The sequence below is a fragment of the Thalassospira marina genome (assembly GCF_002844375.1).
Lineage (GTDB): Bacteria > Pseudomonadota > Alphaproteobacteria > Rhodospirillales > Thalassospiraceae > Thalassospira > Thalassospira marina.
The window spans coordinates 4,392,785-4,410,910 of the sequence record NZ_CP024199.1; the positions used below are offsets into that span (position 1 = coordinate 4,392,785).

Consider the following 18,126-nt stretch of genomic DNA (forward strand, 5'->3'; position numbering starts at 1 on the left):
GGATCACCAATAGTTATGCTTTGGCGTGCCAGCGCGGCTGCGTATTCCCCCTCATCCTATTCATCATCCAGATCATCCGATGGTTCCGCTAAATCGGGTGCCGCTGGGGCATCGGGCGTTTCGGGCTCATCTTTGGGCCGGGTTATGGCATCGCTTCGGCGCGCGTTTTACTGTGTCGCCGCGCTTAGCGGTGTGTCCAATATCCTGATGCTGACCGGGCCGCTTTTCATGTTGCAGGTCTATGACCGGGTTCTGGCCAGCCAAAGCATGCCAACCCTTCTGGCGCTGATCATGCTGGTTTTGGCGCTGTATCTGTTTTTGGGAACGGCCGATGCCCTGCGTGCCCGTATGCTGGTGCGGATCGGCTGGCGCGTTGATGAACAGATTGGCCCCGATGTCATGCGCCATGCCCTTGCCCTGCCGCTTGATCATCCGGGTGCCGATGCAAGGCCGGTGAATGACCTGGATCAGATCCGCCAGTTTGTTGGCAGTGCCGGGCCGGTGGCAATTTGTGATTTGCCCTGGATGCCCCTGTTTATGGGGATCGTGTTTTTGCTGCATCCCTGGCTGGGGATTTTGGCGCTGGGCGGTGGTGTGGTTCTGATCAGCCTGACCCTGATCAGCGAAACCCTGTCGCGCCGCCATGTATTACGAATGACCCATCAATCGTTACGGCGCAGCACCCTGCTTGAAGCCGGGCACCGCAATGCCGAGGTGCTGCGTGCCATGGGCATGGTGCCGGCCTTTCTGGCGCGCTGGGCGATGGTCAATGATCGCTATTTGCAAACCAACACCAGCGCGGGTGACGTCACATCGACCTTTACCGCCTATATAAAAGTCATCCGCCTTGCCATGCAGTCCGGGGTGCTGGCGCTGGGGGCCTATCTGGCAATTTTGCAGGAAGTTTCCCCTGGGGCAATGGTTGCCGCCTCGATCCTGACGGCGCGTGCCCTTTCGCCAGTCGAACAGGCAATCGGGAATTGGCGCGGCTTTGTTGCTGCCCGTCAGGCTTATGGCCGGTTGGGAAAAATCCTGGGCTGCGATGGTAAATCTGCCGGGATCGCGGATATATCCCATTCCCGCCTCGCCCTGCCCGCCCCGCATCAGACTCTGTCGGTTCAAACCCTGGTGGTACAGGTGCCATCGGCACGGTTGGCCGCATCTTCGGGCAAACATGGGGGTAAACCAGGCAATGGCATGGGTAGCGGGCGTACCCTGTTAAAGGTGGCGCAACTGGAGCTTAAGGCCGGTGATGGCCTTGGCGTGATTGGCCCCAGCGGGTCTGGTAAATCAACCCTTGCCCGTGCGCTGGTGGGCATCGGGCATTGCCCGCAGGGCACCATTCGCCTTGATGGGGCAGAGCTTTCGCACTGGTCGCGCGATGATCTGGGAAAATATGTGGGGTATCTGCCCCAGGATGTGGAACTGTTTGACGATAGCATTGCACGCAATATCGCCCGGCTGGCGGCACGGCCAAACGCGCAAAAGGTGATTGCGGCGGCGAAAATGGCCGGTGTCCATGATTTGATCCAGTCCTTTCCCAATGGTTATGACACACAGATCGGTCCCGGTGGCATCGTTCTTTCGGGCGGGCAGCGCCAGCGCATCGGTCTGGCCCGTGCCCTGTTTGATGACCCGTTTCTGGTGGTGCTTGATGAACCCAATGCCAGCCTGGATGCCGATGGCGAACAGGCCCTGATCAAGGCGGTGGTGGCCCTGCGCGAACGTGGTGCGATTGTCGTGATGATTGCCCATCGCCCGCATATTCTGGCCTGCGTGAATTACGCCACCGTTATCCAGAATGGCCAGCAGGTTGCCTTTGGTAGCCGGGACGACATTTTGCGCAAAACCCTGCGCCAGGTCGGAGAAAGCGCATGATCCCCCCTTTCAATAAGCCCGGCCTTTCAGTGGCAGCACATACCCCGAATGGAAATATACCTGCCGGTGGCGGGGATACCCGTGGCGAGATGCTTCTTGGTGATGGGCAAACAGGTGTCAGTCTGGCGCTGGCATCGCTGCGTCGGCATATGCTGTTTGGGGCGGGGGCGGTTTTGTCGCTTTTTGCCCTGATGATGGTGTGGCTGATTTTTGCCAGCCTTTCAGGTGCGGTGGTGGCAGGGGGTAAAATCGTTGTCGAAAGCAATGCCAAGGTGGTGCAGCATCCCGATGGCGGGATTGTTGGCCAGATATTTGTGCGCGATGGCGACCATGTAAAAACCGGCGATATGCTGGTGCGCCTGGATGATACAAGGGCGCGTGCCAGCCTTGGCATTGTCGAAAGCCAGATTGATGCCCTTTCTGCCAGCCAGATGCGCCTTTTGGCGGAACGCGATGAACGGATCACACCCGTTATCCCGGCGATATTGGCGGACCGTCTGAACCAGCGCGATATTGCAGACCTTATTCATGCCGAAACCCGCCTGTTTGAAGCGCGGAAAAACAGCCTGATTGGGGAAAAGCAGCAACTGGAACAAAAGCGCCGCCAGCTAAACGAACGGATTGGCGGGCTGGAAGCCCAGAAAACAGCCAATATGGAACAGCACCGCCATATCATGGACGAGCTTTCGGGCCTCGAAATGCTGTTTGCCAAACAGTTGGTGCCCATCACCCGTGTCGCAGCACTTCGCCGGGAAAAGGCCAATCTTGAAGGGCAGCACGGCGAACTGGCGGCTGAGATCGCCTCGATCCAGACGCAGATTGCAGAAACGCAAATGGCGATCCTGCAGCTTGAACGTGACCGCCGCACCGAAGTTTTGACCGATCTTTCCGATGTGGAACGCCAGTTGGCCGAACTTAAACAGCGCCAGATTGCCCTGGTTGACCAGTTGCGCCGTACCGATATTCGCGCGCCCTATGCTGGCACCATTTATCAGATGCAGGTGCATAGCGAAGGCGGGGTGATTTCCGCGGGCGAAAAGATCATGGGTATTGTGCCCGATCAGGATGCATTGGTGGTCGAGGCGCGCACCCGCCCGCAGGATGTGGACCAGATCCATCCGGGCCAAAAGGCAATGTTGCGTTTTACGGCTTTTAACCGTCGCACCACACCGGAACTGGCAGGCGAGGTGGATTTTGTCGCGGCGGATTTGTCGCGCGATGAGGTAACAGGCGAAAGCTATTACCCTGTGCGTATGCATATCGAACCGGGTGAGCTGGCCCGGCTGGGGGATCATGTGCTGATCCCCGGCATGCCGGTGGAAACCTTTATCGCCACGGGCGAACGCACCGCCCTTAGCTATTTTATGAAACCCCTGGCCGACCAGTTCGCCCGCGCCTTTCGCGAGGAATGATCGCATCCCATATGCCGCCGTTTTCACAGGTCACTATATATAAGTGATGTGCGGCGGTTCTGGCATGGCGTTGCGCTGCACTGCTGGTGGTGGCGCGGATGGAAAAATGATCCGGCTTTCTGGCATTTATTTCCATTTGGCTTCGGATATCGGCAGGGCTGGATCGTTTCTGATGATAAGGGGCATGGCATGCATATATGCCAGCCCGGAATTTCAGGACCAGAAACAGGGTGCCAGGCAATATGAATAGCGAACAGTCAACACAATCCGCCACACCGGAAACCATGACACGGCTGGAACGGGTGAAAGCCAATACCCGCGAAGACCACCAGCAGATTGACAACATGGTTATGGCGATGAAGCCCTTTGACAGCCGGGCCAATTATGTGCGGTTCCTGCAATTGCAGCATGCCTTTCATCGGGTGATGAAACCGCTTTACGAGGCCGAAGACATTAACCAGCTGGTGCCGGGCCTGGCATCGCGCAGCCGGTATGACGATGTATGTGCCGATCTTGCCGATCTGGGTGCCGCTGGCCGGGAGGGCGCACAGGGCATGGCAGCCCCGCAAAAAGGTGCCGGCCGGATGGGCTGGCTTTACGTTTGTGAAGGGTCAAATCTGGGGGCGGCGTTTTTGTTGAAGGCAGCCGCGCGGATCGGCCTGGATGACAGTTTCGGTGCCCGGCATTTGCGTGCGCATTCGGATGGGCGCGGCAAACACTGGCGCGAATTTGTTGCGCAATTAAACGCACTTGAACTTGACGCTGCCGAAGAAGAAGCCTTCATGAAGGGCGCGCATGATGCATTCGACTTTTTCCACAGCCTTCTGCTTGATGATCAGCGGCTGGCCGCATAGGGGCGAAGGGCAGGCTATCCCTTGGTTGAATGCCGGTCTGCGACAGGATCGTCACTTGATTTCTGTGGAAAATGGCGTTATACAGCGCGCAAGCTTTTTGTAAAACGTAACAAAGAGTGGGCCCCGGCCCGCTCTTTTGTGCATTTTGGGGTATGGCATTCTATATGGCTGAACTGATCGGACAGCAGGTAAAAGACCCGCTATTGTCGCGGATCGCGGATATTATTGCACCGTCGATAGAGGCACAGGGCTTTGAACTGGTCCGTGTGTCCATGATGGGCAAGGACAGCCAGATCCTGCAGATTATGGCGGATCGCCCCGAAGGCCAGGGATCCATCAATGTCGAAGACTGCGCTGAAATCAGCCGCACTGTTTCGGCCCTTTTGGATGTCGATGACCCCATTTCCGGTGCGTATAACCTGGAAGTCAGCTCGCCGGGGATTGACCGGCCGCTGACCCGGCGCAAGGATTTTGATGTTTGGCGCGGTTTTGACGCCAAGGTCGAACTGGTGGTGGCTGTTGCCGGTCGCCGCCGTTTCAGCGGAAAGCTGGATGGACTCGAAGACGACGCGGTCGCCATGATTGTGGACGGCGAACGCGAACTGTTGCCGTTGGCCGATATCGCAAAGGCGAAACTCGTGCTGACAGATGAATTGATCGCGCATGTCACCGGCCCGCGCCGGTCTGACGACAACGCAGAATAGAGGTTGGATATGGAAGCAACTTCGGGAATGCCGCGGCCGGAGCTTTTGCAGGTCGCTGATGCTGTCGCCCGCGAAAAAGGCATTGATCGTGACGAGGTTCTTGGCGCGATGGAACAGGCCATTCAAAAGGCCGGTCGTTCGCGTTATGGCCATGAACATGACATTCGTGCACATATCGACCGCAAAACCGGTGAAATCCGGCTGGCGCGCTTCATCGAAGTCACCGATGATATCGAAAATGACTTCACCCAGATGTCGCTGGAACAGGCGCGTATTCGCGACGAAAATGTCCAGCTTGGTGAATTCCTGATCGACCCGCTGCCGCCGATCGATTTTGGCCGTATTGCTGCACAGACCGCAAAGCAGGTTATCGTCCAGAAGGTGCGTGACGCCGAACGTGAACGCCAGTTCAACGAATATCAGGACCGTGTTGGTGAAGTCATCAACGGTGCTGTGAAGCGTGTTGAATTTGGTAACGTTCTGGTCGATCTGGGCCGGGCAGAAGCCATTTTGCGCCGTGAAGAACTGATCCCGCGTGAAACCATGCGCCAGGGTGACCGGGTTCGTGCCCTGATCCTTGATGTGCGTCGTGAACAGCGCGGCCCGCAGATTTTCCTGTCGCGTACCCATCCGACTTTCATGGCAAAACTGTTTGCCCAGGAAGTGCCGGAAATTTACGACAATATCATCGAAATCAAATCGGTTGCCCGTGACCCCGGTTCGCGCGCCAAGATTTCGGTTCAGTCCTCTGACAGCTCGATCGATCCGGTCGGTGCCTGTGTCGGTATGCGCGGTTCGCGCGTCCAGGCTGTTGTCGGCGAATTGCAGGGCGAAAAAATCGACATCATCCAGTGGTCGGAAGATCCGGCAACTTTTGTCGTGAACGCCCTGGCCCCGGCTGAAGTCACCAAGGTCGTGATCGACGAGGAATCCAACCGCATTGAAGTGGTTGTTCCCGATGATCAGCTTAGCCTTGCCATTGGCCGTCGCGGTCAGAATGTGCGTCTTGCCTCGCAGCTTACCGGCTGGGATATCGATATCCTGACCGAAGAAGACGAAAGCGAACGTCGCCAGGAAGAAGCCCGCAAGCGCGCCGAAATGTTCATCAAGGCCCTTGACGTTGATGAAGTCATTGCCCACCTCCTCGTGGCTGAAGGCTTTACCTCGATTGAAGAAGTCGGTTACGTGCCGCTGGCCGAACTGGCAGAAATCGAAGGCTTTGAAGAAGAACTGGCCGAAGAACTGCGCGGTCGTGCACGCAGCTATCTCGCCGAGGAAGCCGAACGCCTTCAGGCCCGCCGTGACGAACTTGGCGTCGAAGACGATCTGGTCGAATTCACGGGCATCTCGCTTGCTGTTGCGGTTCAGCTTGGTGAAAACGGGGTCAAGAACCTTGAAGATTTCGCCGATCTCGCCAGCGACGAGCTGATCGAATTTGCCGGTTCTGCCGAAACCATTACCCTTGACCAGGCCAATGACCTGATCATGGAAGCCCGCCGTCGTCTGGGTTGGTTTGATGACCTGGAAGAAGAAACCGGCGATGCCGGAGCGGAAGGCGAAGACGCCTGATCGCTGATCGGAGGGGACCATGTCGCACCGTAAAGGCGGCAAGGAACGCGAGCTCCCGGAACGCCGGTGCATTGTCACCGGCGAAGTCCGGCTAAAAGAAGACCTTCTCAGATTTGTGATCGGCCCTGACAACAGTGTCTTTCCGGATCTTGATGAACGGTTGCCCGGACGGGGATTATGGTTGTGCCCGTCGCGGGATGTGGTAAATACCGCCTGTGCAAAAAATGCCTTTGCCCGGGCGGCACGGCAAAAAGTCGTGATTGATCCGGCGCTGGCAGACAGGATTGAAGCAATGCTGTCGCAAAAATGCGTTGATCTGCTGTCTCTGGCGCGTCGTGCCGGGCAGGCTGTCGCCGGATTTGAGAAGGTTCGCGCCCAGATAGACGAAGGCGCGGAACTGGTTTTGGCGGCACGTGACGGTGCTGCGGACGGAAAAGCGCGTATCGCGGCCAAAGCCGCCGATATACCGGTTTTCTCCGTTCTGGATGCTGCCGAGATTGCAGCGGCTTTTGGCCGCGATCACGCAGTACATGCGGCTGTTGCACCAGGTGGTCTGGCGCAACGCCTAAGCCGGTCACTACAGCGGCTTGAAGGATTTCGCGCAGCCTGAAGGCAGGCCGCGCCGTACGGAAGAACAGGATTGGCCGCCAGGCGACTGATCCCGCAGGAAATGAGGAAGTTGGACGGATTATGAGTGATCGCGATCAGGAGAAGAAGCCGCTAAGCCTCAATCGATCGAAGCTTGAATTGCGCAAGACGGTCGAGGCTGGGCAGGTGCGCCAAAGCTTCTCGCACGGACGGTCCAAATCTGTGGCCGTGGAAGTGCGCAAGAAGCGTACTTTTGAACAGAACGAATCCGGCCGCTTCCGCGAAGTGAACAAGGATAACGCGGCCAAGACCGAGACCCCGGCACCGGCACCGGCAAGTGCGCCGGCCGCTCCGGCTGCGCCTGCGGCACCGGCTGCTAAAAAACCGGCACCGGCAGCGTCCAAGCCTGCTGCCCCGCAGCGTCATAAGCCGAAACCGGCCCCGCAGCGCCCGCGCGCCAATGAAGACCAGGGTAATCTGACCCAGGGTGAGCGCGCAGCCCGCATGGCCGCCCTGATGGCTGCCGAAGAACGCCGCAAGCAGGAAGAAGCCGCAGCCGCCGAGCAGGCCCGCAAGGACGCCGCTCGCAAGGTTGAGGAAGAAGCTGCCCGCAAGAAAGCCGAAGCTGAAGAAGCTGCCCGCAAGGCGGAAGAAAAAGCCCAGGCAGAAGCCCAGGCCGCTGCACCTGCACCGGCTGCTCCGGCCAAGGCCGCACCGGCTGCTGCGCCGAAGTCGCGTGATGAAGATGCCGGAAATGCCCGTGATGCTTCGGCACCGCGCACCAAAATGCAGCCGCGTCCGAAACCCGAAGCCCGTAAAAAGGTAGAGGAAGAAGTCATTCCGGGTGCACCGGCAGAACCGCTGGTCCCTGAAGAGCGCCGCCGGTCGGCCCCGTCCGCTTCCAAGCCGAAAAGCCGCAAGGAACTGGACGAGGAAGAAGTCCGTTCGGCAGCAGCCCGCAAGCGCGCGGAAGAAGCCGAAGTTGCCGGTCGTGGCGCACGTGCGAAAACCGAAGACACCAGCCGCCGCCGTGGCAAGCTGTCGATCAACACCGCAATGAGCGGTGATGAAGGTGGTCGCCGCCGTTCGATGGCATCGATCAAGCGCCAGCAGGCCAAGGCGAAAGCCCGCAGCCAGGGCCAGCAGAAGCCGAAAGAAAAAATCATTCGCGAAGTTATCGTTCCGGACGTCATTACCGTTCAGGAACTGGCTAACCGTATGGCAGAACGTGCTGCTGACGTGATCAAATGTCTGATGGGTCTTGGCGTTATGGCCACCATCAACCAGAGCCTTGATCCCGACACCGCACAGCTTGTTGTCGAAGAATTCGGCCACAACATGAAGCGCGTTTCCGATGCAGACGTCGAAGAAGCGCTGGTTGTTGCCGATGACACCGACGAGCAGCTGATCTCGCGTCCGCCGGTCGTGACCGTGATGGGCCACGTTGACCATGGTAAAACCTCGCTTCTGGACGCCCTGCGTAAAACCGACGTGGTGAGCGGCGAAGCCGGTGGCATTACCCAGCATATCGGTGCCTATCAGGTGACCATGGCCAACAGCGCCAAGATCACCTTCATCGATACCCCGGGTCACGCCGCCTTTACCGAAATGCGTTCGCGCGGTGCCAAGGTTACCGATATCGTCGTTCTCGTGGTTGCAGCCGATGACTCGGTCATGCCGCAGACCATCGAAGCCATCAGCCACGCCAAGGCTGCCGACGTGCCCCTGATCGTTGCCATCAACAAGATGGACAAGCCGGGTGCCGATGCCAACCGCGTGAAAACCGAACTGCTGCAGCACGAAGTCGTCGTTGAAGAAATGGGCGGTGATGTTCAGGCTGTTGAAGTTTCGGCCAAGGCTGGCATGGGTTTGACCGACCTTGAAGAAGCCATCCTGCTGCAGGCTGAAGTTCTTGACCTTAAAGCCAACCCGAACCGTGTTGCTGACGGCGTTGTCGTTGAAGCCCGCATGGAAAAGGGTCGTGGCCCGGTGGCAACCGTTCTGGTTCAGCGCGGTACGCTCAAGACTGGTGATATCTTTGTGACCGGTGCCGAATGGGGCCGTGTCCGTGCCCTGATCGACGATCACGGTGCGCGCGTCCAGGAAGCCATTCCGGGTATGCCGGTCGAGGTTAACGGCCTGAACGGTGTTCCGTCGGCTGGTGATGACTTTGTTGTTGTTGAAAGCGAAGCCAAGGCCCGTGAAGTTTCCGACTTCCGCCAGCGTCGCATCCGTGAACAGCAGGCTGCCGCGATGAAGAAATCGGCGCTTGAAAACATGTTCACCAGCAATGGCGATCTCAAGGAACTGCCGGTTGTCATCAAGGGTGACGTGCAGGGTTCTGTCGAAGCACTTATTGGTACCCTGCAGAAGCTGGGCAACGAAGAAGTCAGCGTTCGCGTCCTTCACAGTGGCGTTGGCGGAATCAACGAATCCGACGTAACCCTGGCCCGTGCCTCGAACGCGCTGATCATCGGCTTTAACGTTCGTGCCAACCAGCAGGCCCGTGAACAGGCCCGCCGTGACAATGTCGACATTCGTTACTACTCGATCATTTACGATGTCGCCGATGACACCAAGGCAATGCTCAGCGGCATGCTGTCGCCGGAAGTCCGCGAGAAGTTCCTGGGTTACGCCCAGATTCGCGAGATCTTCACGATTTCGGGCAACAAGATTGCTGGCTGTATGATTACCGAAGGCACCGTGAAGCGTGGTGCGGGCGTTCGCCTGCTGCGCGACAACGTTGTCATTCATACCGGCGAACTTTCGACGCTGCGTCGCTTCAAGGACGAAGTCAAGGAAGTCCGCGAGGGTTACGAATGCGGTATGTCCTTTGCGAAATACAATGACCTTGCCGTTGGCGACGTTATTGAGTGCTTCGAGCAAGAGGAAGTCGCCGTCGAGCTTTAAGAGGCGATTGAAACTGATATGTCGAAGCAACCTGCCAAGGGACCAAGTCAGCGACAGTTACGCGTGGCGGAGGAAATCCGCCAGGCGCTGTCCTATGCGCTTGAACGTGGTGATATCTACGACCCGGAACTGTCGCGTCGTCCGATTACCGTGACCAAGGTTGACCTTAGTCCGGACATGCGCAACGCAATGGTATCTGTAACCCCGCTTGGCGGCGGGGATGCAAAACCGACCCTTGAGGCGCTTAAACGCCAGAAGGGTATATTGCGAAGCCATGTTGCCAACAGCGTGCATATGAAATATGTCCCGGCTTTGCGTTTTATCGAAGATACCAGCTTTGATATCTCCGATCATATTGGCGCGCTGTTGCGCGACCCGCATGTGGCACAGGACCTGTCGTCCGACGAGGACGCGGACGATTACGACAAAGAGGACGACTGATGGCGCGTCGGCGTCGCGGCAAAATTATCAGCGGCTGGCTGGCGGTCGACAAACCCCTTGAGATCACGTCTTCAACCGTGGTCAACCAGGTGCGTCGTCTGCTTGATGCGGCCAAAGCCGGGCACGGCGGGACTCTTGACCCGTTGGCAACCGGCGTTTTGCCCATTGCCTTTGGCGAGGCGACAAAAACCGTCGCCTATGTCATGGATGGCAGTAAAAGTTACCGCGTTACCCTGAAATTCGGGGAATCGCGCAGCACCGATGATGCCGAAGGCGAAGTGACCGCCACATCGGACCATCGCCCGACTCGCGAAGAGATCGAGGCCGTGCTGGGTGAATTCATCGGCGAAATTCAGCAGGTGCCGCCCAAATTTTCGGCGATCAAGGTAAATGGCAAGCGTGCCTATGATCTTGCGCGCCGTGATGAAGACGTGGTTTTGAAAGCCCGTCCGATTTTGATAAAAGATCTTCGTCTGGTTGACATGCCTGATCGCGATCATGCCGTGTTCGATGTAATATCGGGCAAAGGGGCATATATGCGGTCGCTGGCGCGCGATATCGCATTGCGCCTTGGCACTGTTGGCCACATTGCCGCCCTTCGCCGCACATCGGCGGGGCCGTTTGCGGAAGGTGATTCCATTCCCCTGCAGGAACTGCTGGAAATGGATCCCGAGGCGGTAATGGAAAAACTGCTTCCGGTCGAGACCGCGCTGGACGACATCCCGGCGCTGGCCCTGACCGAAGTCGAGGCGCAACGTCTTGCCAGCGGGCAGCCTGTCGGGCTGTTACCGGTGGTCAAACGCAGCGAACTCGGTACCTCCGTCGCCCAGGACGGGATCGTCTGTGCCATGCTGAACGACCGCGCTGTTGCGCTGGCCGAAATTCATGGCGGCGAAATCCGTCCGGTGCGTGTATTTAATCTTTAAAGGCGAAAGGATGCCTGATGTCGATTACTGCTGAACGCAAAACCGACCTGATCAAAGAATTCGGCCAGAAAGAAGGCGATACCGGTTCCCCCGAGGTCCAGATCGCAATTCTGACCGAGCGGATCAAGAACCTGACCGAACACATGAAAGAACACAAACACGACTTCCATAGCCGTCGTGGTCTTCTGATGATGGTTGGTCAGCGCCGTCGGCTGCTGAAATACCTGCAGCGCAAAAATACCGAACGTTACGAAGCGATTATCGCTACCCTCGGTATTCGCCGCTGATATTGACGCGCGGCGGAGTGGTTTATCCCTCCGCCGTCGTTTTTTTATTGTCCCGCGGACGGGGATGCACGGGAGCGTAGATCCAGAGTGGCTGGTCACGCCCGGTTTGTCCGGACCCATTAATTATGTCGCTGACGCAAAAGCCTCATAATTAATGTGTTCGGATCTCGTGTAAAAAACGCTTGGTCCGCAAGTAGGTTTGGAAGGAAGTAAAATGTTTAATGTCGTCCGCAAGGAAATGCAGTGGGGCAATGCCAAGCTGGTTCTGGAAACCGGCAAGGTTGCACGCCAGGCAGATGGTGCGGTTATGGTCACCTATGGTGAAACCGTTGTTCTGTGTACTGCTGTTGGCGCCAAGTCGCCGCGCCCGGACATCGACTTTTTCCCGCTGACCGTGAATTACCAGGAAAAGGCATTTGCCGCTGGTAAAATTCCGGGTGGTTTTTTCAAGCGTGAAGGCCGTCCGTCGGAAAAGGAAACCCTGGTTTCCCGTCTGATCGACCGTCCGGTCCGTCCGCTGTTCCACCCGCAATATCGCAACGAAACCCAGATCGTTTGTACCGTTCTGTCGCATGACATGGAAAACGATCCTGACGTCGTTGCCATGATCGGTACCTCGGCCGCGCTGACCATTTCCGGTTTGCCGTTCCTCGGCCCGATTGGTGCAGCACGCGTTGGTTACAAAGACGGCGAATACCTGCTGAACCCGTCGACCGAATCCATCAAGGAAAGCGCACTGGACCTGGTTGTTGCCGGTACCCGTGATGGCGTGATGATGGTTGAATCCGAAGCATCCGAACTTTCCGAAGAAGTGATGCTCGGTGCCGTCAAGTTCGGCCACGAGAAATTCCAGGCCGTGATCGACCTGATTATTGAACTGGCCGAAGAAGCCGCCAAAGACCCGCGTGACATCGCCGGTCTGCCGGAAGGTTATGATGCCCTGGTCGAAAAAGTTGCGGCTATCGGCACGGAAAGCCTGACCGCGGCTTATGGCCATGTCGTCAAGCAGGAGCGTTCGGCTGCCGTTTCGGCTGCCAAGGAAGCCATCGTTGCCAAACTGGCTGACGAAGAAATCGAAGATGCCCTGAAGGGCAAAGTTTCCTCGATCATTAAAGATCTGGAAAAAGACATCGTTCGCGGTGCGATCCTGAAAACCGGCAAGCGTATCGACGGCCGTACCGGTTCCGACGTTCGCCCGATCCTGGGTGAAGTTTCGGTTCTGCCGCGCGCCCATGGTTCGGCGCTGTTCACCCGTGGCGAAACCCAGGCCCTGGCAGTTGCCACCCTTGGTACCGGCCAGGACGAACAGATCGTTGACGCCCTTGATGGTGAATACCGTGAAGGCTTCATGCTGCACTATAACTTCCCGCCCTACTCGGTTGGTGAAGCAGGCCGTATGGGTTCGCCGGGACGTCGTGAAATCGGTCATGGCAAGCTGGCATGGCGCGCAATTCACCCGCTGATGCCGACCAAGGATGCCTTCCCCTATACCGTCCGTATCGTTTCGGAAGTTACCGAATCGAACGGTTCGTCCTCGATGGCAACGGTTTGCGCAACCTCGCTGTCGATGATGGATGCCGGTGTGCCGCTGGCACGCCCGGTTGCCGGTATCGCCATGGGTCTGATCAAGGAAGGCGAAGATTTCGCCGTTCTGTCCGACATCATGGGTGACGAAGACCACCTTGGCGATATGGACTTCAAGGTTGCCGGTACCGATCAGGGTATCACCTCGCTGCAGATGGACATCAAGATCACTTCGGTGACCCCGGACATCATGCAGATCGCCCTGGGCCAGGCCCGCGATGGCCGCCTGCACATCCTTGGCGAAATGTCCAAGGCCCTGCCGGAAGCCCGCGGTGAAGTTTCGGGCAATGCGCCGACCATCACCCAGTTCTCGATCCCGAAAGACAAGATCCGTGACGTTATCGGTTCGGGCGGCAAGGTCATTCGCGAAATCTGCGAAGAAACCGGCGCGAAAGTCGATATCGAAGACGATGGCTCGATCACTGTTGCACATACCGATGGTGCAAAAGGCAAGCAGGCCGTTGACTGGATTAAGTCGATCGTTGCAGAACCTGAATTGAACCATATCTATGAAGGTAAGGTTGTTAAGGCTGTCGATTTCGGCGCATTCGTGAACTTCTTTGGTGCGCGTGACGGCCTGGTTCATATTTCGGAACTGGCACAGGAACGTGTCAAACAGGTTTCCGATGTGGTCAAGGAAGGCGACAAGGTGAAGGTCAAGGTTATCGGCTTTGATGACCGCGGCAAGATCAAATTGTCGATGAAGCGTGTTGACCAGGAAACCGGCGCTGACCTTGATGCTGCCGCTGAAGCCTGATTAAAGGTATGTGTGAGCGGGCGGCGATAAAAAAAACAGACGCCGCCCCTTCCTCACATGCATTCGGATAACCCGCTTGTCCGAAAAGCCGAATGGGAGAGACGAATTTGAAAGCCCTTAAACCGCTCGTCATGTCGGGAAAAGAGGTTCTGCCTTTGGTTGAAGGTGGAAAAGGCATCTCTGTTTCGACAGGTCAAAGCTCAGGCGCATGGGCCGCGGCCGGTGGTATCGGTACCTTTTCTGCAGTGAATGCCGATTATTATGATGCAGCCGGCAATGTTGTGCCTGTCACCTATGAAGGCAAGACCCGCGGCGAACGCCACCACGAACTGGTTTCCTTTGGTATCCAGGGCGGTATCGCCCAGGCACAGATCGCCCATGAAACCCGCAACGGCGAAGGCCGCCTGCACATGAATGTGCTGTGGGAAATGGGCGGGGCCGAGGCCATCCTTGAAGGTGTCCTGGAAGGCACCAAAGGCCTGGTTCATGGCGTTACCTGTGGTGCAGGCATGCCTTACCGGGTATCGACCATCGCAGCATCCTACGGTGTTTATTATTATCCGATCGTGTCATCCGCCCGTGCGTTCCGCGCATTGTGGCTGCGTGCCTATAAAAAGGTACCGGAATGGCTGGGTGGTGTGGTTTACGAAGACCCGTGGCGTGCTGGTGGGCATAATGGTCTGTCAAATTCCGAAGACCCGCTGGTTCCTGAAGATCCGTTTCCGCGCGTGCGGGCCCTGCGCGAATTCATGAATTCCGTTGGCCTGAATGATGTTCCGATCATTATGGCTGGTGGCGTGTGGTATCTGCGCGATTACGCCGACTGGATCGAAAATCCCGAAGTTGCTCCGGTTGCCTTCCAGTATGGCACCCGCCCGCTGCTAACCCAGGAAAGCCCAATTTCCGATGAATGGAAAAAGCGCCTCCTGACCCTGCAGAACGGCGATGTGTCCCTGCATAAATTCAGCCCGACCGGCTTTTACAGCTCGGCGGTGCGCAACGACTTCCTTGAAGACCTGCATCAGCGTTCGGACCGCCAGGTACGTTATTCACGTACGGCAGAAGCCGATTTGCATGTGGGGATTCCGCTGGGTCGTCGTGGCCGTCCGATTTATGTGCGTGAAGACGATGCCGACAAGGTCCGTGGCTGGCTTGAAGCCGGTTACACCGAAGGCATGCCGACCCCGGATGACACGATGGTTTTCGTTACCCCGGACAGCGCACTGGAAATCAAAAAAGACCAGATCGACTGCATGGGTTGCTTGTCGCAGTGCCAGTTCTCCAACTGGCAGCAGCATGAAGGCACCACCGGCAAGCGTGCTGATCCCCGTTCTTTCTGCATTCAGAAAACCCTGCAAAACATTGCCCATGGCGCCCCGGTGGACCATGAATTGATGTTTGCCGGGCACAATGCCTACAAGTTTGCCGAAGATCCCTTCTATGCAAACGGCTTTATTCCGACAGTCAAACAGCTTGTCGAACGTATTGCTTCGGGCGACTGAGAACAGACACATGATGACAGCAACCTTGCGTTGCATGTCAAAAAACAGGGGCTGGTCATCGACCGGCCCTTCTTTTTTAAAACATTGCCCCGACAATCGACCTTAAGAACAATTATAGTTGATCAAAATCAAAGAAAACGACTTTAAGGTACGCCTAATATAGCCTCGAAATCAAAGGGCAGTTGTCTTTCAACCGCCGGTTCGAAATTTTGTCGAAGGGGCACCATCATGACCATCCAGCGGCCTTATACCCATGCACTGAACCGTCTTAAAGAAGCCGGTCTGCGTCCGACCCGCCAGCGCCTTGCACTGGCCCGTTTCCTGTTTGACGCCGGCCATCGCCATGTTACCGCCGAACAGCTTCATTCCGAAGCCATGGCCCAGCATGTCAAAGTTTCGCTGGCGACGGTTTATAACACTCTGCACCAGTTCACCGATGCCGGTTTGATCCGTGAAATCATCGTTGATTCGGGCCGTTCCTATTTCGATACCAATGTTGCCCCGCATTACCATTTCTATTGCGAAGATGACGGCAGCCTGGTCGATATCCCGGCGGATGCCGTTCATCTGGCGCGTATTCCCAATATGCCGCGCGGCACCGAACTTTCTTCGGTTGATCTGGTTTTCCGTCTGCGCCGCCAGCAGGAACGCCACGCTGCTGCGTAACGCGTTACCGACAATTGCGATGAAGCCGGGTTTTCATCCCTGATGTAAAGCCGCTGCTGATCTGCCGGTATTGTGCCGTTTGCCAAGGCCTTTTTGGCTGTGCATGGATGGCCGCTGCTGTGACAGGGTTATGAAAACGAACCGGCGCGTTGCCAAACGCCCCTTTGGTTCTTGACGCGCATCGATATTGAAACAAATACAAGGACGGCAATGCGGGGTATCGCGTGCCGTCCTTTTTTATGTCTCGACCAATAAGAAACAGGGGGCCCCAGTGGCGCTAAAGGGAACACGTACCGAGCAAAACCTGCGTTCCGCCTTTGCGGCCGAAGCCGCAGGAAACCGGCGTTATCTTTATTTTGCCCAGCAGGCTGATATTGAAGGACTGACCCAGCTTGCCGATCTGTTTCGCAGTGCTGCCGAAGCAGAAACCGGCCATGCCTTCGGGCATCTGGAATTTCTGGAGCAATGCGGCGACCCGCAAACGGGCTTGCCTTTTGGCAACAGCCGGAGCAATTTGCGCGCGGCCCTGCAGTCCGAACGCGAGGAATGCGCTAATTCCTACCCGGAAATGGCGCGTGTCGCCCGGGAAGAAGGCCTGGAAGACATTGCCGCCTGGTTTGAAACCCTTGGCCGGGTGGAAAAACAGCATGCTGACCGTTTTGAACGCGCACTGCGCGACCTTGGCGAGACCGTTGAATAAACAAAAATAACGGCTGCCAAAGCCCGGAAATCCGCGCGGATTAACGCGCATGGAACCGGGTAACACGTTGAGGAAGATCAGTGCGACCACCTTTTTCCGGGGCGGTCGTAATTTCCAGGCTGATGAAAAAGGCACCATCACGCCTGCACATATGAAAACCGGATGACTCATTGAATGTTCATTGTGAACCTGACCTATCTTGTTGATCTAAATGAAATCGACGCAGTGCTGGCCGATCATGTTGAATGGCTCAAGCAATGTTACGGGACGGGGGCCTTTGTGGCATCGGGGCCGAAAAAACCGCGTGAAGGCGGGGTTATTCTGGCGCGATGCACCCGCGAAAAACTTGAAGACTGTCTGAAGCTTGATCCCTTCTGGGATAAGGGTTTTGCCCGCTATGACATTATCGAGTTTGAACCGGCCATGATGGCAAGCGGCTTTGAAAAGCTGCTGGCAAAGTAAAGACACCACCGTCAGATACCCTGTCTGACGGTGTGTTTTTAGGGGCTGTGTGCTTTGATATCGCAATGCCCGCAGAATGACCCGGCAGGTTTTTCAGGATGCCGGGCGGGTGGCGATGGCGATCAGTTCAGCACAGGTATTCGTTGCTGGCTGCCCCTGCCAGTCGCCCAGCCAGGTGATGGGGGCAAAGCCACAGCCTGTCAGCAGGGCTTCAATTTCCGCGCGCGTGGAAAAACGCAGGGTGCTTTGGCTGGTAACAGGGGCATCTTCGCCGGGAAAATAATGGCGGGTGTGAAAATGCACCTGATCACCCTTTACCCATTGCAGGTCATGTTCGACGGTCACGGCACCAATATCGTCCAGCATTACGGTTTTGCGGGTTTGATCCGGCGTCCAGTTCAGCCACGGTTTTTGCAGCGGGTTGCGGCTTTCAAATATCAGCCTGCCGCCGGGTTTTAACAACGCAAATGCCCTGGCAAGGGTGGCACGGGTGGCTTCATCATCCAGAAAAACCTGAAAAACATGGCCAGTCATGATGATCAGATCGAATGTGTGATCAAGGTGGGCAGACTCCGCAGTGCCCCGTTGCCAGTGAACCCGGTCGCCGAACGGCCTTTTTCGCGCGACTGAGAGCATTTCAGCCGCCGGATCAATACCCGTAACATCTTTGCCCTGTTGCGCCAGAGCAGCGGTTAAAAGGCCCGTACCGCAGCCAATATCGAGCACCGATTGCGCATCCTGTGCCATGCGCAGGTAAAATTCGGTGTCCTGCCCGGCGGGGTTAAGCACGTCATACAGGGCAACCAGAAGACGGTTTTGATAAATGGCATCCTCAGTCATGACGGCCTTTTGATCTAAAATTCTACATAAACGTTGTGGTATTTTG

16 protein-coding genes are annotated in these 18,126 nt (G+C 56.9%); 15 read left to right on the top strand and 1 reads right to left on the bottom strand.

The genetic code is table 11. From position 1 onward, the window contains the following. Positions 1 to 15 precede the first annotated feature (15 nt). The 15 genes from CSC3H3_RS20035 (at position 16) to CSC3H3_RS20110 (ending at position 17,240) form a co-directional block, all read left to right on the top strand. Positions 16 to 1,878 (top strand): type I secretion system permease/ATPase, encoded by a 1,863-nt coding sequence (locus CSC3H3_RS20035; RefSeq protein WP_245881203.1) that lies wholly within the window; start codon positions 16 to 18, stop codon positions 1,876 to 1,878. After that, complete coding sequence (locus CSC3H3_RS20040; RefSeq protein WP_245881204.1) at positions 1,875 to 3,290, top strand: HlyD family type I secretion periplasmic adaptor subunit; 1,416 nt, start codon at positions 1,875 to 1,877, stop codon at positions 3,288 to 3,290. Before CSC3H3_RS20035 ends, CSC3H3_RS20040 begins: the two co-directional genes overlap by 4 nt. A 242-nt stretch (positions 3,291 to 3,532) precedes the next feature. After that, positions 3,533 to 4,144, top strand: a complete 612-nt coding sequence (locus tag CSC3H3_RS20050) for a biliverdin-producing heme oxygenase (protein WP_101285974.1) — start codon at positions 3,533 to 3,535, stop codon at positions 4,142 to 4,144. A 164-nt stretch (positions 4,145 to 4,308) separates the two neighbouring features. Continuing rightward, entirely contained in the window at positions 4,309 to 4,848 is a 540-nt protein-coding gene (gene rimP, locus CSC3H3_RS20055) for a ribosome maturation factor RimP (RefSeq protein WP_101265464.1), read from the top strand. Positions 4,849 to 4,857: 9 nt separating this feature from the next. Next, positions 4,858 to 6,417, top strand: a complete 1,560-nt coding sequence (gene nusA, locus CSC3H3_RS20060) for a transcription termination factor NusA (protein ID WP_101265466.1) — start codon at positions 4,858 to 4,860, stop codon at positions 6,415 to 6,417. Positions 6,418 to 6,436: 19 nt separating this feature from the next. After that, entirely contained in the window at positions 6,437 to 7,027 is a 591-nt protein-coding gene (locus CSC3H3_RS20065; protein ID WP_101265468.1) for an RNA-binding protein, read from the top strand. Positions 7,028 to 7,107: 80 nt separating this feature from the next. Beyond that, positions 7,108 to 9,915: a translation initiation factor IF-2 gene (gene infB / locus CSC3H3_RS20070; RefSeq protein ID WP_101265470.1), complete on the top strand. Its 2,808-nt coding sequence runs from the start codon at positions 7,108 to 7,110 to the stop codon at positions 9,913 to 9,915. An 18-nt stretch (positions 9,916 to 9,933) separates the two neighbouring features. Then, a complete protein-coding gene (rbfA, locus tag CSC3H3_RS20075; protein WP_101265472.1) occupies positions 9,934 to 10,356 on the top strand; it encodes a 30S ribosome-binding factor RbfA in 423 nt (140 codons plus the stop codon). After that, positions 10,356 to 11,282, top strand: coding sequence for a tRNA pseudouridine(55) synthase TruB (truB, locus tag CSC3H3_RS20080; protein ID WP_101265474.1), 927 nt, complete (start codon positions 10,356 to 10,358; stop codon positions 11,280 to 11,282). Before rbfA ends, truB begins: the two co-directional genes overlap by 1 nt. Before the next feature lie 17 nt (positions 11,283 to 11,299). Further along, positions 11,300 to 11,569, top strand: coding sequence for a 30S ribosomal protein S15 (gene rpsO, locus CSC3H3_RS20085; protein ID WP_101265476.1), 270 nt, complete (start codon positions 11,300 to 11,302; stop codon positions 11,567 to 11,569). A gap of 214 nt (positions 11,570 to 11,783) precedes the next feature. Further along, complete coding sequence (pnp, locus tag CSC3H3_RS20090; RefSeq protein WP_101265478.1) at positions 11,784 to 13,910, top strand: polyribonucleotide nucleotidyltransferase; 2,127 nt, start codon at positions 11,784 to 11,786, stop codon at positions 13,908 to 13,910. Positions 13,911 to 14,017: 107 nt separating this feature from the next. Continuing rightward, the gene (locus CSC3H3_RS20095; protein WP_101265480.1) at positions 14,018 to 15,412 is read left to right on the top strand and encodes an NAD(P)H-dependent flavin oxidoreductase; all 1,395 of its coding nucleotides are present in this window, start codon (positions 14,018 to 14,020) and stop codon (positions 15,410 to 15,412) included. Between the two features lie 228 nt (positions 15,413 to 15,640). Continuing rightward, positions 15,641 to 16,078: an iron response transcriptional regulator IrrA gene (gene irrA, locus CSC3H3_RS20100; RefSeq protein ID WP_073955015.1), complete on the top strand. Its 438-nt coding sequence runs from the start codon at positions 15,641 to 15,643 to the stop codon at positions 16,076 to 16,078. 271 nt (positions 16,079 to 16,349) lie between these two features. After that, positions 16,350 to 16,778: a rubrerythrin family protein gene (locus CSC3H3_RS20105; RefSeq protein WP_101285975.1), complete on the top strand. Its 429-nt coding sequence runs from the start codon at positions 16,350 to 16,352 to the stop codon at positions 16,776 to 16,778. 174 nt (positions 16,779 to 16,952) lie between these two features. Next, a complete protein-coding gene (locus CSC3H3_RS20110) occupies positions 16,953 to 17,240 on the top strand; it encodes a YciI family protein (RefSeq protein WP_101265484.1) in 288 nt (95 codons plus the stop codon). A gap of 93 nt (positions 17,241 to 17,333) precedes the next feature. On the opposite strand, the gene CSC3H3_RS20115 is transcribed toward CSC3H3_RS20110, so the two are convergent. Beyond that, positions 17,334 to 18,080 carry a class I SAM-dependent methyltransferase gene (locus CSC3H3_RS20115; RefSeq protein ID WP_101285976.1) on the bottom strand — a complete coding sequence of 249 codons (747 nt, stop codon included), beginning with the start codon at positions 18,078 to 18,080 and terminating at the stop codon, positions 17,334 to 17,336. Positions 18,081 to 18,126: the final 46 nt, after the last annotated feature.